Raw genomic sequence first — 17,657 nt, forward strand, 5'->3', positions numbered from 1 at the left:
ATGAGAGCGAAATACGTTAATCCATTTACTGATTTTGGTTTTAAGAAAATCTTTGGGGAAGAGGCCAGCAAGCCACAACTCATTGATTTTCTGAATGCATTATTGCCGCCAATCAACAAAATAAAAGACCTTTCGTTCAAAAATACGGAGCAACTCGGCCAAACCGAAGCCGACCGCAAAGCCATTTACGACATTTATTGCGAGGCGGAAAACGGCCAAAAATTCATTGTAGAACTTCAGAAAGCCAAGCAAAATTATTTCAGAGAACGCACGATTTATTATTCTACCTTCCCGATTCGGGAGCAAGCCGAAAAAGGCAATTGGAATTATAATTTGTCGGCGGTGTTTTGCATCGGGATTCTGGACTTTACGTTTGATGATTACTTGGCCAGCGAACATAAAGACGAGGTTTTGCATACGATTAAGCTCAAGAATCAACACGGCAAAGTATTTTACGATAAGCTCACGTACATTTATCTGGAGATGCCCAACTTCCGCAAAAGCGAACAGGAGTTGGAAACTCGTTTGGATAAGTGGCTGTATTTCATCAAAAATTTAGAGGATTTCCAGCAGATTCCGAGTATTTTTAAAGAAACGGTTTTTGTGGAAGCCTTCGAGAAGGCCGCGATTGCCAATTTCAGGCAGGCCGAGTTGGACAGCTATGAGGCGAGTCTGAAGATTTTCCGTGATAACAAAGCCGTGTTCGATTATGCCCAAGAAACAGCCTATAACGAGGGACGAACCGCAGGCATACAAGACGGTAGAATAGAAGGAATAAAAGAAGGCATAAAAGAGGGAATAAAAGAAGGTTTGCAAGCGGGTATAAAAGAGGGACTGGAGCAAGGTCGCAAAAATGCGGTTATTGAAATGGCTAAGGCCATGAAAACTAAGGGTTTGCCTGCGCAAACTATTGCCGAACTCACAGGGCTTTCGGAGCAAGAAATAAACCAAATTTAACCAAAAAGTAAAGGAGTAATCTTGTTTAAATTAAATTTTATCGCTTATTTGGCAGTGATTAATAATCATCAATTTTCCCTTTACGAACATGGAAGAATTAGTAAAATTAGTATCTGAAAAAACAGGTATTTCGGCAGAACAAGCCAAATCTGCTGTTGAAGCGGTATTAGGTGCAGTAAAAACAAAATTGCCTGCTTCGGTAGCAGGTCAGGTAGATAACTTGTTGGCTGGCAAAGAGTTTGATTACAATGCTGTATTGAAAGGCCAATTGGAAAATCTAAAGGGCGAAGCCTCAGAAAAATTTGCGGATTTGAAAGAAACAGCTTCTGAGAAATTAGAAGACTTCAAAGAATCTGCTTCCGAAAAATTGGAAGATTTGAAAGATGATGCAGAAGGTTTTATCAAAAAATTATTCTAATCTGAAAGTCATTTTTGTTCAAAACAAAAAGCGTTGTATCCGAAAGAGTACAACGCTTTTGCATTTATGAGTAATTGGTATTAAAAGTGTTAAGGTTTGCAAATAATAGAAGCCGAACTCAAACCCACGCAACGGAAATAACCAACCGCTTTTTTATTTGAAGAGGCATTGCTATTCACAATGTTGGTGCGCACGTTGGCAAATGGTGGCGAAAATGGCCCGCCACCGCTTTGCATTTGGCTTTGAAGTTCCAAATAAAATTGGTAGGTGTCATCGGTTAGCGAAAGTGTTTCTATTTTCACGGTGTCGCCTTCTTCGCATGGCTCGGAACTTAGTTCGAGGTCATCAATATAATTTCCGTCCACAAGCTGGTCAGAAGTAAAGGCCAAATCGCTGGGTTGGTTGCGCAATTTGCCATTCACGTACATTTTGAAGCGGTAATAATCTCCAGAACCTACGGGTTCGGGGCCAAAATATTGGATATAATATCCTTTGTCATAAATTCCTGTATTTTCTGGGCGATAATTTGTTTTGAGCGAATCTATTGGCGGTACGCGTTTGAGCAATGAAGCAGCCGTAAACGTCTCACTTTCATAGCCGTTGCCTTGTACGTTGCTAATGTTTATGGTATAAGTTTTGCCTACTTCTCCCACAAATGTTTGGTTCACATATTTGCCTGACTTCTCGGCTGTTTCTGCAAAAACGTAGGTTGCGCCATCGCTGCTATTTACTTTTACGGTTGCGCCTGTGGCGGCAGGCAATGGCTTATTGACAAAATAACTACCAGTCCATTTCAACAAAATAGTGTCGGGTTGCGCGGCACTGTTGTCGAGTTGGCCATCTACGACCAACTGAATGGGGCCATCGTTCAAATCAAGGTCAATGACATCATCACAAGAACTAAACGCCACCAACACGGCTAACAATTGGAAATAAAATTTAATATTTTTCATTTTATCTGAAATAAAATTGAGTTCTTCTTAGAATTTGAAATTGTAAGTAACAGAAGGAATAAAGCTGCCAAAAATAGAAAGACGATGTGCTTCCGTAATGTATGGTGATGCGTCTTTGTCGTTGTTTATCTTCTGTTGCAAGCTGATAGAGAATGGGTTACGGCGTGCGTAGGCGTTATAGACTGAGAACACCAATTCTCCTTGATACTTTTTGCTAATGTTTGCCTTGCGCGTCGCGCCCAAGTCCAAACGGTGATAAGCAGGGATACGGTCTCCGTTGCGGCTGTCGTTGGAATTATGCGCTACAATCAGGCCATCAAATTCGTAACGAGAATTAGGGAACGTAACTGGCGTGCCTGTCGCATAAGTGAAAGTAGCAGAAAGCGACCATTTGTCGTTGAGTTCGTACATTCCGACTACTACCACGTTGTGAGGGCGGTCAAACTTGGACACATACCATTCGTTGTTGTTGATGCCGTTTACTTGGCGTTCGGTGCGCGAAAGTGTGTAGCTAATCCAGCCTGTGAGTTTGCCCGTATTTTTCTTTACATAAAGCTCCAAACCGTAAGCACGACCTTTGCCCGAAAGTAACTGACTTTCAAGGTTTCTGTTCAATAAAAGCTCTGCGCCGTTGATATAGTCTATTTGGTTTTGCATGGTTTTGTAATAGATTTCGGCGGAAGTTTCGTAGTCGTCATCTTCACCCAAATTCTTGAAAAGCCCTAAAGCCACTTGGTCGGCGATTTGCGGTTTGAGGTTGTTGGTGCTTGGTGTCCAAACGTCAATTGGCGTAGCGGCGGTGCTGTTAGAAATCAAGTGAATGTATTGCGTGGTGCGGTTGTAGCTGGCTTTCAGGGAAGTACGTTCGTCCAACGAGTAGTTTACCGAGAAGCGAGGCTCAAAGTTGTTGTAAAATTTCACGGATTGATACTTGTCCATATAGTCCAGATTTTTCTGGTCTATTGCTTTTTCGTCGCCTTCTTTTACCGTTTTGTAAGTATATAAAGTGTCTTTGTTGCCACGATAATCGAACATAGAGAAACGCATGCCGTAGTGGAACGATAGGCGAGGAGAGGCTTTATACTCGTCGCTGCCATAGATGGCGTATTCAAGTGCCTGTTGGTTTGGCAGTTGTTGAGAATTGAAAATACTTTCGCCGCCGCCCGTTACTTTGCCAGGTTTGAAGGTGTAGCGAATGGCACTTGCACCAAAGTTAAAGGTGTTGTCTGGTGTAATGTAATAGTTGAAATCCGCTTTCGCGCTGTGATTCACGATATTCGAAACCCACTTGAATTTTTGTGTTCCAGACGGAACGCCCAGCGAATAATCGTAGTTGCTGTAATAGGTAGTGAAGTTGGCGAAAAGTTTTTGGTTAAAAATGTGATTCCAACGCAGTGTTCCTGTGGCATTTCCCCAATTAAATTGAAATTCGCTCCCAAAACGCATTACATCGCGACCCGCGTAGCCCGACATGAAAACCGTGTTTTTGTCGTCTATCTTGTAGTTGATTTTTCCGCTCAGGTCATAGAAAAACAAACGACTTTTGGCTAAATCTTTTTTCAAAAATGGTTTGGCCAATACGTCGATGTACGAACGTCGCGCCGCTACCACATACGAAATTTTGTCTTTTTTGATAGGGCCTTCCACCGACAAACGCGTCATAATCGTACCGATACCGCCCGAAACTTGTGTCTTTTTGGTGTTGCCTTCTTTCATACGAATATCCAGCAACGAAGCCAAGCGGCCACCGTAAGCGGCAGGGATTCCGCCTTTGTAAAGTTTGAGGTCTTTTACGGCATCAGGGTTAAACACCGAGAAAAAGCCCATCAAGTGCGAGGCATTATAAACGGGGGCTTCGTCCAACAAAATAAGGTTGTGGTCCACGCTACCGCCGCGCACGTTGAAACCCGTCGCGCCTTCACCGACACTCGTAACCCCTGGTAGCAATTGCACGGCACGAATCACATCTACTTCCCCAAATACCGCAGGGATTTGCTTGATGGTTTTCATCTCCATTTTGTTTACGCTCATTTGCGTACTGGTTACGTTTTCTTGGCGTTCTTTGCGCTCCGCCGAAACGACCACTTCTTGCATTTGGGTAGATTCTGCACCAAGCTCTATGCTTTTGGTGAGGTTGGCGTTAAGTGTAACTTGTTCTGTTTTAGAAGAATAGCCCACATACGAGTACGTGATGTTGTATGTGCCTTTGGGAAGTGTGATGGAATAAAAGCCGTACACGTTGGTCGTAGTGCCGCCTTTGAGTTCTTTCACATAAATACTTGCGCCAACCATGGATTCGCCGTTGGAAGCGTCCTTCATGTAGCCACTGAGCGTAACTTTTTCTTGGGCTTGAGAAGGGATAATAAAAAACAATGTCAGGCATAAACCCAACAACCAGCAAACAGGGTTTTTCATTTTAAGTGAATGAATTAGTAAAAGAGAATTTAGTAAACTATATAATTGTATTAAATAAGTACGATTTTTTATGAAATCGGCAACAAATAAATCCAAAGACTACATTTAGCACAAATTATTACAGATGAATCCTATAATTTTACATCTGAATGGACAAATTAAAAGGTTCTACGGTTCGGGCGCGACAAAATTAGAATCTATAAATGACCATTTTCTTAACTTAAGATAAAATATTAAATATTATAGAATAAAAACGCTAAATAAATAATGCAACCGTCTAACCGCTTACCCTATTGGTATTATGTTTGGCCAAGTGCCGTGTACGCGCTGCTTACTTTGCTTTGTGCCGACAACAGTTTCTTTTGGGATAATATCATGCAAGCTTCCAAAGCTGGCCAATGGTACTATAATACGAATCTGAGTACCCTAATATTGCCTACGGAATTAGATGCAGGGCATCCGCCGCTATTTGGTTTGTATTTGGCTGCTGTCTGGAAACTCATGGGGCAAAGTTTGGCGGTCAGTCATTGGGCGATTTTTCCGCTTTTGTTGGGGATTGGTTGGCAAGCTACGCGCTTAGCTGCTTTGGTGAGTCCCGACCGCAAATGGGTTGTGCTTATCACTGCTTTTTTGTTGGCTGATACTGCTTTGTTGGCGCAGGCTTCGCAAGTTTCGCCAGACCTCGCCCTTACGTTTTTTGCGCTTTGGGCGGTGGCCAATATTCTGACGCACTCGCGCCGCGAATGGTTGGCTATTTCTTTGCTGGGCTTGGTGATGGTGAGTACGCGCGGGATTTTGTTGGGTTTTGGAATTGGTTTGGCTGAGCTTATTATCTTGGTTTTTATAGAAAAAGCACCGAACACCCAGACGCTTCTCAAACGATTGGGGGCGTATATTCCCGCTATTTTGTTGGTGCTGGCGTGGCTGTGGTGGCACTATCACCAAACGGGTTGGGTGGGTTATAATCCAGCTTCGCAATGGAGTGCCAATTATGAACGCGTAGGTGTGGCGGGTTTTTTCCGTAACATTATCATTATGAAAGCGCGTTTGTTGGAGCTTGGCCGTGTGGCTACTTGGTTGGTGATGACTTTGGCGGCGGTAGTCTGGTGGCGCAAACGCGTACTTTTGCCGCTTATTTCCCTGAAAATATTTGCTTTTTTGGTCGGAATAATGGTAGTGCTGGCTATTTTTATGCTGCCTTACGCCAACCCGATTGGTCACCGTTATTTGATTTTGCCTGCGCTGATGGCCAGTTTGTTGGCCATGCAATTACTTCTGTTTTTGTGGGAAGATGGCACGCAACGCCGCTGGATTTATCGCGGGGCGTTGTTGGTTTTGTTGTCGGGGCATTTGTGGATTTATCCTGCGGGTGTGGCCATGGGTTGGGACTCAACGCTGGCGCATATCCCGTATTTTGGCTACCGCAAACAAGCTGTTGCGCACCTGAAAGCCTACCAAATTCCTGCGGGAACGGTGGGTTCGGATTTCCCGAATTTGGCCAGTTTCTGGGACACCGATTTGATGCAAGAGCCTTATTTTTTCAAAGAAAAAAACTTGAAAAAAGATGATTTCGTGCTGGAATCCAATATTATGAATGGATTTTCGGACGAAGAGTTGGCAGACTTGCGCCAACACTGGCAAGTGCGCCGAGAGTGGGGTGGCTGGCCTGTGTATATGCGTTTGTACGAACGCAAACCGCACTAATGCACGTGCTTATTTTCTTTGATTAACAGCAAGTTAGTAGGCAAATCGGACAGTAAATAATGTAGTTCGCGGTGAATCCATCTGTCCACCAACGGCCAATGTGTTTGCGGCGCACTGAGTACAAGCAAATCGGCTTGTTGTTTTTGGGCAATGTATTTGAGGGCATGGCCTTCGCGGGCAGACGTAATGCTGATATTGAGGTTTAATTTTTTGGTTTTAATCCCCGAAAAAATCTCTTCGATGGCCTCTGTTTCGGCTACAACGGTGCGCTCCGAAGGCGGCGCGGGCACACTCGAAAACGACCAAAGCGGTTCTACTTCTCGGATAATCTGCAATTGTTGGGCTTTTTCTTTTCTGGCCAAACGCGCCGCGTGATACAGCGTAAGTGGCCGCACGGGTTCGGGTCTGGCACTGACGATAATTTGCTGAAAACGACGTACTTTGCGGCTCGGTTCTGTGAAAATAAGCACCGAACAAGGCGCGTGCATCGTGATGTAACGCGCCACCGAACCTAAATAAAAATTCAATAAATTTTCTTTGCGCAAAGCACCAGCCACCAACAAATCTACTTGTTCGTGGCGGCAAATTTCCACGATTTTCTGGGCAGGAAGGCCTTTTCCCCAGCAGATGTGTACTTTGTCGTGTGGGATTTTATAATCGTCGATGAGCGCGTCTAATTGCACCAGTTTGTTTTCTTGTTTTTCGCCAATGTGAATGAGTATTAACTCCGCGTCGTAAAGCTCGCGTAGGTGCGCCGCCTCAAACAAAACGGCCTCGCGGCGTGGCGAAAAAGCAATGGCAACGGCTATGCGCCTGAATGGTACTTGATGCAACATGATTTTTTACTTAATAACAAAACTTTCCGACAAGATAAAAAAAACTATCAAACCTTGCGGGGTTTGGGATTGAAAAGCAATGATTATATTTGTGCTATATATAATTTAAACTTTAAAAATAACACGCTATACAAGATGCCTAAAATACTGATAACTGGTAATGGTTTTGATTTAAACCTAAACTTACCAACCGCCTACCAAGACTTTATTCGGATTACAAGTTTTGTGCAAGCAACAAATGTGAAAAAGTGGAAATTTGATGATGTATATAAAAATGTTGGAGATTGGAAGTATAATAAACTTAAAGAAAATATTGATAAGGATTTCTCTTTTGATAAGAATAATATTGAAGCATTGAAAGAGAAAATAATTGGAAATGTATGGTTTGATTTCTTTGAAACTGAATTAGAAATAGAAACATGGATAGACTTTGAAACAAAAATTAATTATGTATTGAATATAATTGTAGATTCTACTACTTTGATAAATAGAATATTATTTTTAACAAATCAAGAAACTAACCCAAAATACCCAAAAGGGCAAATAATATCTTCGCTATTAAATGGTAATGTAGAGTATTACAAAATACTAACTACTTTTCAATTGATTACAATCAATGATTATGCAAAGACAGAGGAAATAAATGAAGAATATTTAATTCAAAAATATGATTCATTTTTAGGCTTTAATCATGAAAAAATAACAAACTTTCTTCACGAACAATTAAATGAATTTATTGAAATATTTTGTATGTATTTCAGAATATTTGTGTATCCGTTGTATGACTATGTAAAACAACATGTTAATAATGACTGGTTTAAGGAAATAGATTATCATTTTACATTTAACTATACACCATCTTTTGAGAAGCTATATAATAGTTCTAAAAAGACAAAAACGTTCTTTTTACATGGAAAAATAGAAAGTGATAAAAATAATATTGTGCTTGGCGTAAATGAAATGCCAGAAAGCGTTATAAATCGTAAATTTTATTTTCCTTTTACCAAATATTATCAAAAATTAAATAAAGATACTGATTATCAATTTTTGAATACCTTAAAGTATCGTGATACAATGAATATTGAGCTTTATATTTGGGGACATTCTTTAGATATTTCTGATGCTGATTACATCAATGAAATATTTGATTTTATTGATAAAAAGAAAAAGGATATACAGACTGTTAGAAAAATAGTAGTAATTTACCATAATAAAGATTCTAAATCAAATTTATTGCTCAATTTGTTGCATATTCGAGGTAAAAATGATATAGAAAGTAAAATGAAAGATGAGAAGCTACTTTTTATTGAATCTACTTCATCTGAATTAAAAACGCTACTTAATAAGGAATTAGAACCAGATTATAATTCTTCTTATAGGCCAGTAGCTCCTTCTATTTCTTATTAAAGTATAAAAAGAAGCCTCTATAGCTCACTAAGGAAGTTTTGCTTCACATCTACTTCACCACCATCACTTTCCCGACAAATTTTTGTTCGCCCGTATCGTCGGAGCTAAACACCAAATAAACGCCGCTTTCGGCTTCTGCACCTGTGTAATTTTTCTTGTTCCAAGTGGCTGTGCCGCCTTGCGCGGTGGTCTCGTACATGAGCTTGCCCGACACGTCCGTAATTTTGACGGTGGCGTTATTGACAAGTCCAGAAATGGCCACATATCCCTCAAAATCAGGCTTTACGGGGTTCGGGAAAATCTTCACGTTTTCGTGCGTTTCGGTGCCTGCCGTAGCGGTAGTTCTGTACGAACAAATGCCTTTGTCGGTACTAACAAACAGCTCGCCTGTACTGGCGTTGATGCCCAAAGCCATGATGTTATCCGAAGGCAAAGGACTATTTTCTGTATAAAAATGGGCTAATGCTTTTTGGCAATCAGCATCAAAAAGCCAAATGCCGTTGGTGCGTGTGCCTACCCATTTGCGATTGCCGCCGTCTATGGCAATGGCCGAGACAACGTCTGTTTCCAGCACGGGGCGGCCATCAATAATCGGCAAACGAGCATTCACAGAACCACTTAGCACCGTACTTGGATTGTCGAAGACCACCATTCCTTTGCCCGTTCCGACCCACATACTGCCCTCTAAGTCTTTGGTAATGCAATAAACAGAACCATCAGGAAGGCCGCCAATATTAGTGGTGGTCGTGAGTTGCCGAGAAACGCCAGCGTCATTAAACACAATGATACTGCCGCCTCCACGCGGCGAAACACGCAGCCATTTATCATTGTTATCCGCAATTTCTATATCCAGCACAAATTGCTCTTGTGAGGAATTGAAATAAAAAGTTTTCCATTGGTCAGAGCCGTTGGGCTTGGTGTGAATGGCAGGTTTTTGGCTTTGCAAATAACTTACCGCCCACAAATTATTATTGTTATCAACTTTTATATCCGAAATACGAAGCGTAGGGTAATTAGGATCATTAAGGATTTCGACAAATTGAGAGCCTGCCGTTTGGTGGTTAATGAGGCCGTAGGAAGTGTCTTTGAGTGTCAGGATTCCATGACTAAAAGAAGCAAAATATAAAGTGTTGTCTTTGGCCGAATACGCAGCACTCACCAAATCTTGCACATAAGGCATATTCGGTGTGCCTTCGGCTGCACCATAACTTTTCCATTCGTTATTTTCAAATACCCCATATCCTGTTGTTTTGGTAAGTGGCGCATTGATTCCCAAGTCATAGCCGCCATACATAGCTACCATTTTCCCGTTGTAATAATAAAAACGTTGGCAAGCATCTTCGTAAGGAGAATTGATCGTGTAGTTTTGAATTTCTGCATTGTTATTAGTCAATGTCCTCAGACCTTTCCATCCGTCGGCAATCCAATATTTGCCTGTGGCATCAAGTAATGCGTCATTAAAGTTCTGATTGCTTGTGGCATAGATTTGAGTGCTGGTATTGTTTGTTAAATCTGCATAATAAACATTGTTATATTCGGCCAATACCAACCCAGTGCCATTGTTTGCCAGTTTCATACTTCGGATATTGTAGTTCATGTACAAACCCGTGTTGCTCCATCTATTGCCGCTGCCCGTAAGCAAATTGTTATTTTGGCTCAAATACAATTTGTTATTGGCGGTAATGATATTACTAACATTACTTACGCTTGAAGAAACACTCCACAACGTAGTATTGAGGATATTTTTGGAAAGGCTGATGTATTTGAGACCTTCGGAGGTGAGGCAGTAAAGTGTGTCGCGCAATAGAGCCGAATTACTCACGGCAATCTGACTTGTGCCACTATTGCCGAGCATCGTATTACTTTCTTTGATTTCTTTCTTAGCGATATTGAGTACCACCAAGCCAAAAGCAGTGGACAAATACGCATAATCGCCTTGAATCGTAATGTTATTAATTTGCTTTGACCCAATAATGCTGGCCCTGCGAATGTCGGAAAGGATTGTTATTGTTCCATCGTCAGCAATAAAATCCAGAAGACCATCAGCATAACCCACTACCAAAAGTTTGTGTGCGGGACTGTAACGTAAGGCCGTGATATTTAGCCCCGACAAACCGTCCATTTTGGTAAAAGAGGTTAGTTCAGTGCTTTTTTTGTCGAAATAAAATAAGCTGTTGGCGGTGGTAGTGTAAATGCGCGAAGGCGTTTCTTCTAATGTGAGTGCTTGATTATAAGCAAAATGCATTCGCCAAGTACCAACAGGAATATCTTTGTAAGGTTGGCTAAAAGCATTGTTCCAACCCAATATCAAAATCAGTAAAATAAGTATGCTATATTTTTTCATAAAATAAATGCTGACCATTAGCCCAACGAAAGTGGCTATAATTTATTGCCAAAGCAACTCCTACGGGCAGATTGGCATTTTCGTATAATTTAGGTTATTGGGCAATAGCAAGAATGTTTTTCCTGAAAAGCAATAAAAATAAAGTAAACGCTTGATATTCTGCAATATATTCAGGACTTTAGCGTTACAAAGTCATATTTTTATCTAAAACAATTTTCAGGCATGAAAAAAAGCATTTTATCTCTTTTGGTCGTGGGATTTTTTGTTGCTGCGGCTCTTAGTTCTTGCGAAACACAAGGTTGCTTAGATGGCGCCCCAACTCCTAAAAAAGAAGTTTGTATCAATTCATCTTCTTCAAGTAGCGATACAGCCAGCAATAGCAGTCGTGTGTTAGACGAAGGAACATTAACAGATGTTTCTGAAATTAAAACCGACGAAGATGCAGCACTTGCCTTTGCTTTTATCGAAGAAAATCAGTGTGTTGTGCTTACTGACAAAGCCAATGGCGACATTGATTATACGTTTTATGAGGTGCAACAAACAGGTACTTTCCATGCAAAATGTGTTTTTAAGCAAGCCAAACCAGATTTGCAAATGGCGCAAAACGTCATTAGTACGATACGCCAAAGAGGTTCGATAAAGATTACGCGTCTCAATGGCGTTTATATCGTGCAATAAGCTATGAGATAAAAATATATACGAAAGAGAGGTCTAATCGCCTCTCTTTTTGCATTTTGGGCATAGCCGTACAGTAATTCAAGGACTTGCCCATAATTTTTGGGGCAATTGTGCGCATAATGTGGCATCGTTTTTGCATTTTTGCACATCAAACCATCATAAGCTACCCTTTTATATGAAATACATTGCCAAGCAAGATGCTTTTTTGCTTCTCGAAGATGGCAGCCTTTTTAAAGGTCAGGCTGTCGGGAAAATAGGAACAACGGGCGGAGAACTCTGCTTCAATACGGGCATGACGGGTTATCAGGAAATTTATACTGATCCGTCGTACACAGGACAACTTATTGTCCAAACAGTTGCGCACATCGGCAATTACGGGGTTCATGTTACCGAAACAGAGTCGAGCAGTGTAAAATTTGCGGGGTTGGTCTGCGGTACTTTTGCAGATGTTTACTCGCGCACAGTGTCGGAGGGTAGCCTTCAACAATACTTAGAAAAAGCGGGTATTGTGGGCATTAGTGGCTTAGACACGCGTCAAATCGTGCGCCACATTCGCAGTAAAGGAGCCATGAACGCGGTTATTTCTTCGGAAATGAGCGACCAGGAGCAACTCCAAGCCTATTTGCGTAGTGTTCCGTCTATGAGTAACTTGGAACTTTCTTCGCAAGTAAGCACGCCTCACGCCTACACGGTGGGTAGCGAGACGGCCTCTTGGCGCGTTGCGGTGCTGGATTTGGGTGTGAAGGAAAGCATTATCAAAAATTTGGTAGCCCGTGGCGTACAATGCCGCGTATTTCCTGCCAAAACTACTTTTGAGCAAATGCAAGCATGGCAACCCGACGGCTATTTTATTTCAAATGGCCCTGGCGATCCTGCCGCGATGGATTATGCCGTTGAGACCGTACAAGCCATTTTGGCTTCGGGCAAACCACTTTTCGGGATTTGCTTAGGTCATCAGATTTTGGCCAGAGCCTGTGGTATTAGCACTTACAAAATGCACCACGGACACAGAGGCCTGAATCATCCAGTCAAGAATTTGCGCACAGGCCGCACGGAAATCACTTCCCAAAATCATGGTTTTGCAGTAAACAAAGCTGATTTGCTGGCCAATGCCGAAGTAGAACTTACGCATCTGAACCTTAACGACGATACCGTAGAAGGTTTGGCACTACTTCATAAGCCTGCGTTTTCGGTGCAATATCATCCCGAATCTTCGCCAGGTCCACACGATTCTACTTATTTGTTTGATGATTTTGTTGCACTTATCGCCAATAATGCGGTTTTAGCTTAAAATTTTTCAGACAAATAAAAGGCTGTGCATCATCGTTTTATATTTTTTGTACCACATAATACGCTACAATTCAATGAAAAAGTACATTCTTTCTCTGCTTATAGCAGGTAGCCTCCCGACCACTGTTTCGGTTTTGGCTCAAACCAAACAACAGGCATTAGATTTACTAATGAAGAAAAAAGCTGTTTTGGAAGCCAAAGAAGCCATAGACAAAGTAACAGAGGGTTCGGGTAAAAGCGATGCGGAAGCATGGTTTTACAGAGGTATGATTTACAAGAGTTTATATGACGATGATGCACTTCGCCAAAATAACAAAGAAGCGGATTTGGAGGCTTACAAAGCCTATAAAAAATCAATCAAGATGGGCGATGCGGAAGACGAAAATTTACAGCAGTCGCGCGAAGATATGTTTGAGTTGGCCGCAGGCTTTGTAAGCACAGCCACTAACTATTACGAAGATGGCATGAAAGGCGAGCAATTGGCCTTGAAAAAAGCTATTGAGTATTTTGATGCGTTCATTGATATTTATAACACTGTAACTGTAGAACAGGCCAATATTGATAAAAATCTAAAAGATAATGAGTTGGATTTTGCGAAAGTAAAATACATGGCCGCGCAAGCCAAAGAACGCGTAAAAGATATTGCGGGAGCTGAAAAATATTATCAAGAATTGGTAGATGCAAAGTTTAATGAACCTGCTTTGTATCTGAATTTGAGTAATTTATACATCGGCGATGGCAAACGGGACAAAGCCGAAAAAGTGTTGATAGACGGCAGAAAACGCTTGCCCGAAGCCACCGAAATTTCGTTGGCTTATGCCAAACTTATCAGTGATGACAAACGCTACCAAGAAGCCATCGACATTGCTCAAAAAGCCTCCAAACGAGACAAAAACAGCGGTTTGCCTTGGGCTACTTTGGGTGAGATTTACGAAAAAATGGTAGATTATCCGAAAGCCGAAGAAGCCTTCAAGAAAGGAATTGATGTTGCGCCAGACGATTTTGAGCCGACACACAATTTTGGTTGTTACTACTACCGCCGCGCCGAAGCAAAAGCCAAGAAAAATGATGAATCGGCCAAAGAAGATTATTTAGCGGCTATCACATTTTTTGAGTCGGCCAACCGCGCAGACCCTAAAAATCAAGATAATTTGAGTAAATTGTACGACTGTTATTTAAAGACTGAAAATCAGCGCAAAGCCGACCAAATCAAGTTGCGTATGCGCTAAGATTTTGCTCAAAAAAAAATTTCATTAAAACTAAAACTAAAACTACGAAAATAATCATGCTCGATAAAAATGGCATTGCTAAGCGTATCGCACGCGAATTGCGCGACGGCTATTATGTAAATTTGGGTATCGGAATCCCGACTTTGGTGGCCAACTATATTCCAGAAGGCGTAAATGTAGTGTTACAGTCAGAAAATGGCTTGCTCGGCATCGGGCCGTTTCCGCACGAAAACGAAGTAGATGCAGACCTTATCAACGCTGGTAAACAGACGGTTACGATGGTTGATGGCTCTGCCTTGTTTAGTTCTGCCGAAAGTTTTGCCATGATTCGCGGCGGCCACGTACACCTGACTATTTTGGGCGCAATGGAAGTATCCGAAAACGGAGACATTGCAAACTGGAAAATCCCTGGCAAAATGGTAAAAGGCATGGGTGGCGCGATGGATTTGGTGGCTTCTGCCGAAAATATCATTGTGGCCATGCAGCACCGCAGCAAAGACGGACAATCTAAACTCCTGAAAAAATGTGAGTTGCCGATTACGGGTTTGGGTTGCGTGAAGAAAGTAGTAACAGAATTGGCCGTGCTTGACGTGTTGCCTGAAGGCGGATTTAAGTTGCTGGAACGCGCACCAGGGGTTTCGGTTGAAGAAATTAAGGCTGCCACCGAAGGCAAACTCATTGTAGAAGGCGAAATTCCTGAAATGGTATTATAAAATTTGCTTATATATCTCAACAACAAAAAAGCCAAGACGATAACATCTTGGCTTTTTTCGTAATCAACAGTAAGTTTACCTAACCTTGTAATTGCAAGCCCGAAGGCTGCATTATTGTTTTATCAAATTTGATGCCAAAGCATTTTTTAGATAAAAGGTTAAGCAAAAAGCTGTTGCAAAATATTTTTATTTATCTGAAAATCAGGTAATTACTGGTTTTTTACTAAACGATTGATTTGGCCTAAGCTCTCGTAATTAAGTGTATCGGCTGTTACCGAATAATTCCAAGTTGCCATATTGTAAGACTTCATTACGATTTTATGCGTAGAGTCAGCTTTGCGGTAGCCAGTCATCGTAAACATGATATTGTTGCGTTTGGAATCTACTTCATAAGTTCCGAAAATGCTGTCAGCGTTGGCCGTATCTTTTACTGATGAGGTTTTGCGTAGAATCAACTGCCCAAAAGAACCGTCTTCTTTAAACTCAAATCTTTCGCCTACGCTACCCCATTTGCCATACAATTGGGTGTCTGGGGAAATGCTTACAGTTTCGCAAGCCAATGCAAATGCAGCGATTACAGTAGTTACAGCGATTTGTCTAAAATATCTCATTGTTATTGTGTTTCAGGGAATTAGAAAATGATACCAATCGATGGAGCCAAGTAAAGCGAGAAAATAGTACCGTCGTCGTCAAAACCTACGATAGCACCGCCATTAAGATTGGCTACCAAATGGCGAGTTGGCATAATAAACTGATAACCAACACCTAAACTCCCTCTGTATGGCTTTAGTTCTGCAAATGGAACAGCTACGTTAGGTTGCTTAAATTCGCGTGGACGTACAATCATCGAATAAGGTTTGATAGTGCCGTCTCCGTACAACAAATTACCGTAACCAGCATTGAGGTAGCCATAAAAGCCTGCAGGAGCTTCGCCTGTAAAATAGTATTTGAGAGCAACTTCCGCCAAATAGCCATTTTTCATGAAAGATTCTTCGTATTTCTGCATGGCGTTATTCTTTTTGCTGTCGGTGGTTCCCAACTTCCCAAAAACATTTACACCAAAAGACATCTTGTTGTTAATTGGAAATTCAAATTCCAAACCTGCTGTATTCCAAAGAAATCCAGGCGCAAATTTTACGTTTATGCCACTTCCATCGTGCTTGATGGGGGCGTGATGTTCTGAGCTTGCGCCATCTTCTTCGCCTCCATCGGCTGAGGATTTGCCTTTTTTCTTAGAAGATTTTTTGGCGGGTTTTCTTTTTTGTGCAGCAGCTTCATGCCCCGAGACCATCAAAAAACAAAACAATAAACTTAAACAGCCAATTAAGTAAAAATGTCTTTTCATATACAATTTTATGTTTTTGGTATTTCACTACACCTAAGTAACTTCTATCAGACTCTATTTTTTAAATCAAAAGTAAAGCCTTAGTCAGTAAGACTGCAAATGTAATATTTTTTATAAAAAACAAGAAGTATTATTTTTCTATTTTATGTAAAATAAGGATAAATATCTGATTGTTAGTTGATTATAATTCAATAAATATATAGGTCATGTCTAGGCCAATTCCTAAAGTCTCTTTATATCACAAAACAACGCAACTGTTTTATAGTGTTATACAGCAAAAAGGCTCATTACATTGCATCACAATTAGTTAAATCAGGTGGTTTTGAGAAACAAAGCCTACCTTTGCCCCACAATTCTATATTATATACCTAAATTCCTCCGAATACACATGAAAAACATTGCCTCTTGGGACGACGCGCTGCTGGATTTTAAGAATTATATGCGCTTGGAAAGGAGTATGTCCGACAACTCCATCGAAGCCTATTTGCGCGACGTAGAGCGTTTTCGACAATTTCTTGCGCTCGACAACAAAAAAACAGAGCCTTTGGCCATACAAGCCAACGACATTCGTAACTTCTTGATTTACATTGCTGAATTGGGAATGTCGGCCACCTCACAGGCGCGTATGCTTTCGGGCCTCAAGGCGTTTTTTAAGTTTATGATGTACGAGCATCAGCTTAGCATCGACCCGACCCAAAACATACAAGGTCCTCAGATCGGCAAGAAACTCCCTGAAGTGCTGGAAGTACACGAAGTCGAACAGATTTTGGCCGCGATAGATGTTTCTAAACCAGAAGGTATCCGTAACCGCGCCATGCTCGAAACGCTGTACAGTTCGGGGTTACGCGTGTCCGAGCTGATAGATTTGCGCATCAGTAACCTGTTTTTTGATATTGGTTTTATCAAGGTAATCGGGAAAAATAACAAAGAACGCTTTGTGCCAATCGGCGAAGAAGCCATCAAACACATTGGCTTGTACATGAAGCATGTGCGTGCCAATTGGGACATACAAAAAGGCAGTGAAGATGTGGTGTTTGTGAACCGACGCGGCAGCCAACTCACGCGCGTGATGGTTTTTGCTATTATCAAAGACCTAACACTCAAAGCGGGAATTACAAAAAGTGTGAGTCCGCATACATTCCGACATTCGTTTGCTACGCACTTGCTCGAAGGCGGCGCAGACCTCAGAGCCATTCAAGAAATGCTCGGTCACGAGTCCATTATTACCACCCAAATTTATACACATTTGGATGTGGAATATCTCAAACAAGTAATCAAAGAATTTCATCCAAGAAGTTAGTTTTCAGATTTTATAAAAAACAAAAAGCCGCGTTGAATATCAGATTTCAACGCGGCTTTTTTGGGTAA

General features: G+C 41.4%; 15 protein-coding genes. 9 read left to right on the forward strand and 6 right to left on the reverse strand.

From position 1 onward, the window contains the following. Positions 1 to 957, forward strand: a complete 957-nt coding sequence (locus BM090_RS14300) for an Rpn family recombination-promoting nuclease/putative transposase (RefSeq protein WP_091514692.1) — start codon at positions 1 to 3, stop codon at positions 955 to 957. Positions 958 to 1,045: 88 nt separating this feature from the next. Continuing rightward, entirely contained in the window at positions 1,046 to 1,375 is a 330-nt protein-coding gene (locus BM090_RS18455) for a hypothetical protein (RefSeq protein WP_177199950.1), read from the forward strand. An 89-nt stretch (positions 1,376 to 1,464) separates the two neighbouring features. Here BM090_RS18455 and BM090_RS14310 read toward each other — a convergent pair whose 3' ends face one another. Together BM090_RS14310 and BM090_RS14315 are read right to left on the reverse strand one after the other, a co-directional pair. Continuing rightward, positions 1,465 to 2,328, reverse strand: coding sequence for a DUF4249 domain-containing protein (locus BM090_RS14310; protein ID WP_091514695.1), 864 nt, complete (start codon positions 2,326 to 2,328; stop codon positions 1,465 to 1,467). 27 nt (positions 2,329 to 2,355) lie between these two features. Further along, positions 2,356 to 4,743 (reverse strand): TonB-dependent receptor, encoded by a 2,388-nt coding sequence (locus BM090_RS14315; protein WP_091514699.1) that lies wholly within the window; start codon positions 4,741 to 4,743, stop codon positions 2,356 to 2,358. Between the two features lie 267 nt (positions 4,744 to 5,010). Between BM090_RS14315 and BM090_RS14320 the strand changes: the two genes are divergently transcribed. Further along, entirely contained in the window at positions 5,011 to 6,447 is a 1,437-nt protein-coding gene (locus tag BM090_RS14320; RefSeq protein ID WP_091514702.1) for a hypothetical protein, read from the forward strand. Here BM090_RS14320 and BM090_RS14325 read toward each other — a convergent pair. Continuing rightward, a complete protein-coding gene (locus tag BM090_RS14325) occupies positions 6,444 to 7,283 on the reverse strand; it encodes a universal stress protein (protein WP_091514705.1) in 840 nt (279 codons plus the stop codon). The genes BM090_RS14320 and BM090_RS14325 overlap by 4 nt on opposite strands. Here BM090_RS14325 and BM090_RS14330 point away from each other — a divergent pair. Further along, positions 7,275 to 8,690: an AbiH family protein gene (locus BM090_RS14330; RefSeq protein ID WP_091514708.1), complete on the forward strand. Its 1,416-nt coding sequence runs from the start codon at positions 7,275 to 7,277 to the stop codon at positions 8,688 to 8,690. The two genes, BM090_RS14325 and BM090_RS14330, sit on opposite strands and share 9 nt — an antisense overlap. A 49-nt stretch (positions 8,691 to 8,739) precedes the next feature. On the opposite strand, the gene porZ is transcribed toward BM090_RS14330, so the two are convergent. Further along, on the reverse strand, positions 8,740 to 11,034 hold the full coding sequence (gene porZ, locus BM090_RS14335) for a type IX secretion system anionic LPS delivery protein PorZ (RefSeq protein ID WP_177199951.1): 2,295 nt from the start codon (positions 11,032 to 11,034) through the stop codon (positions 8,740 to 8,742). A 222-nt stretch (positions 11,035 to 11,256) separates the two neighbouring features. Between porZ and BM090_RS14340 the strand changes: the two genes are divergently transcribed. From BM090_RS14340 to BM090_RS14355, 4 genes are all read left to right on the forward strand, one after another. Then, positions 11,257 to 11,712, forward strand: a complete 456-nt coding sequence (locus BM090_RS14340) for a hypothetical protein (protein ID WP_091514716.1) — start codon at positions 11,257 to 11,259, stop codon at positions 11,710 to 11,712. Between the two features lie 175 nt (positions 11,713 to 11,887). Beyond that, positions 11,888 to 13,003: a glutamine-hydrolyzing carbamoyl-phosphate synthase small subunit gene (carA, locus tag BM090_RS14345; RefSeq protein WP_091514720.1), complete on the forward strand. Its 1,116-nt coding sequence runs from the start codon at positions 11,888 to 11,890 to the stop codon at positions 13,001 to 13,003. Positions 13,004 to 13,076: 73 nt separating this feature from the next. Further along, a complete protein-coding gene (locus BM090_RS14350) occupies positions 13,077 to 14,231 on the forward strand; it encodes a tetratricopeptide repeat protein (RefSeq protein ID WP_091514723.1) in 1,155 nt (384 codons plus the stop codon). A 56-nt stretch (positions 14,232 to 14,287) separates the two neighbouring features. Then, positions 14,288 to 14,944 carry a 3-oxoacid CoA-transferase subunit B gene (locus BM090_RS14355; protein ID WP_091514726.1) on the forward strand — a complete coding sequence of 219 codons (657 nt, stop codon included), beginning with the start codon at positions 14,288 to 14,290 and terminating at the stop codon, positions 14,942 to 14,944. 209 nt (positions 14,945 to 15,153) lie between these two features. On the opposite strand, the gene BM090_RS14360 is transcribed toward BM090_RS14355, so the two are convergent. Together BM090_RS14360 and BM090_RS14365 are read right to left on the reverse strand one after the other, a co-directional pair. Further along, positions 15,154 to 15,555, reverse strand: coding sequence for a hypothetical protein (locus tag BM090_RS14360; RefSeq protein WP_091514730.1), 402 nt, complete (start codon positions 15,553 to 15,555; stop codon positions 15,154 to 15,156). A 20-nt stretch (positions 15,556 to 15,575) separates the two neighbouring features. Continuing rightward, positions 15,576 to 16,289 carry a hypothetical protein gene (locus BM090_RS14365; RefSeq protein ID WP_143083988.1) on the reverse strand — a complete coding sequence of 238 codons (714 nt, stop codon included), beginning with the start codon at positions 16,287 to 16,289 and terminating at the stop codon, positions 15,576 to 15,578. 388 nt (positions 16,290 to 16,677) lie between these two features. Between BM090_RS14365 and xerD the strand changes: the two genes are divergently transcribed. After that, complete coding sequence (xerD, locus tag BM090_RS14370; RefSeq protein ID WP_091514736.1) at positions 16,678 to 17,589, forward strand: site-specific tyrosine recombinase XerD; 912 nt, start codon at positions 16,678 to 16,680, stop codon at positions 17,587 to 17,589. The last annotated feature ends 68 nt before the right edge of the window (positions 17,590 to 17,657 follow it).

This window comes from Flexibacter flexilis DSM 6793 (genome assembly GCF_900112255.1).
Lineage (GTDB): Bacteria > Bacteroidota > Bacteroidia > Cytophagales > Flexibacteraceae > Flexibacter > Flexibacter flexilis.

Coding starts and splice junctions, on each gene's coding strand:
- BM090_RS14300 (WP_091514692.1), top strand. CDS start 1: ATGAGAGCGAAATACGTTAATCCATTTACTGATTTTGGTTTTAAGAAA.
- BM090_RS18455 (WP_177199950.1), top strand. CDS start 1,046: ATGGAAGAATTAGTAAAATTAGTATCTGAAAAAACAGGTATTTCGGCA.
- BM090_RS14310 (WP_091514695.1), bottom strand. CDS start 2,328: ATGAAAAATATTAAATTTTATTTCCAATTGTTAGCCGTGTTGGTGGCG.
- BM090_RS14315 (WP_091514699.1), bottom strand. CDS start 4,743: ATGAAAAACCCTGTTTGCTGGTTGTTGGGTTTATGCCTGACATTGTTT.
- BM090_RS14320 (WP_091514702.1), top strand. CDS start 5,011: ATGCAACCGTCTAACCGCTTACCCTATTGGTATTATGTTTGGCCAAGT.
- BM090_RS14330 (WP_091514708.1), top strand. CDS start 7,275: ATGCAACATGATTTTTTACTTAATAACAAAACTTTCCGACAAGATAAA.
- BM090_RS14325 (WP_091514705.1), bottom strand. CDS start 7,283: ATGTTGCATCAAGTACCATTCAGGCGCATAGCCGTTGCCATTGCTTTT.
- porZ (WP_177199951.1), bottom strand. CDS start 11,034: ATGAAAAAATATAGCATACTTATTTTACTGATTTTGATATTGGGTTGG.
- BM090_RS14340 (WP_091514716.1), top strand. CDS start 11,257: ATGAAAAAAAGCATTTTATCTCTTTTGGTCGTGGGATTTTTTGTTGCT.
- carA (WP_091514720.1), top strand. CDS start 11,888: ATGAAATACATTGCCAAGCAAGATGCTTTTTTGCTTCTCGAAGATGGC.
- BM090_RS14350 (WP_091514723.1), top strand. CDS start 13,077: ATGAAAAAGTACATTCTTTCTCTGCTTATAGCAGGTAGCCTCCCGACC.
- BM090_RS14355 (WP_091514726.1), top strand. CDS start 14,288: ATGCTCGATAAAAATGGCATTGCTAAGCGTATCGCACGCGAATTGCGC.
- BM090_RS14360 (WP_091514730.1), bottom strand. CDS start 15,555: ATGAGATATTTTAGACAAATCGCTGTAACTACTGTAATCGCTGCATTT.
- BM090_RS14365 (WP_143083988.1), bottom strand. CDS start 16,289: ATGAAAAGACATTTTTACTTAATTGGCTGTTTAAGTTTATTGTTTTGT.
- xerD (WP_091514736.1), top strand. CDS start 16,678: ATGAAAAACATTGCCTCTTGGGACGACGCGCTGCTGGATTTTAAGAAT.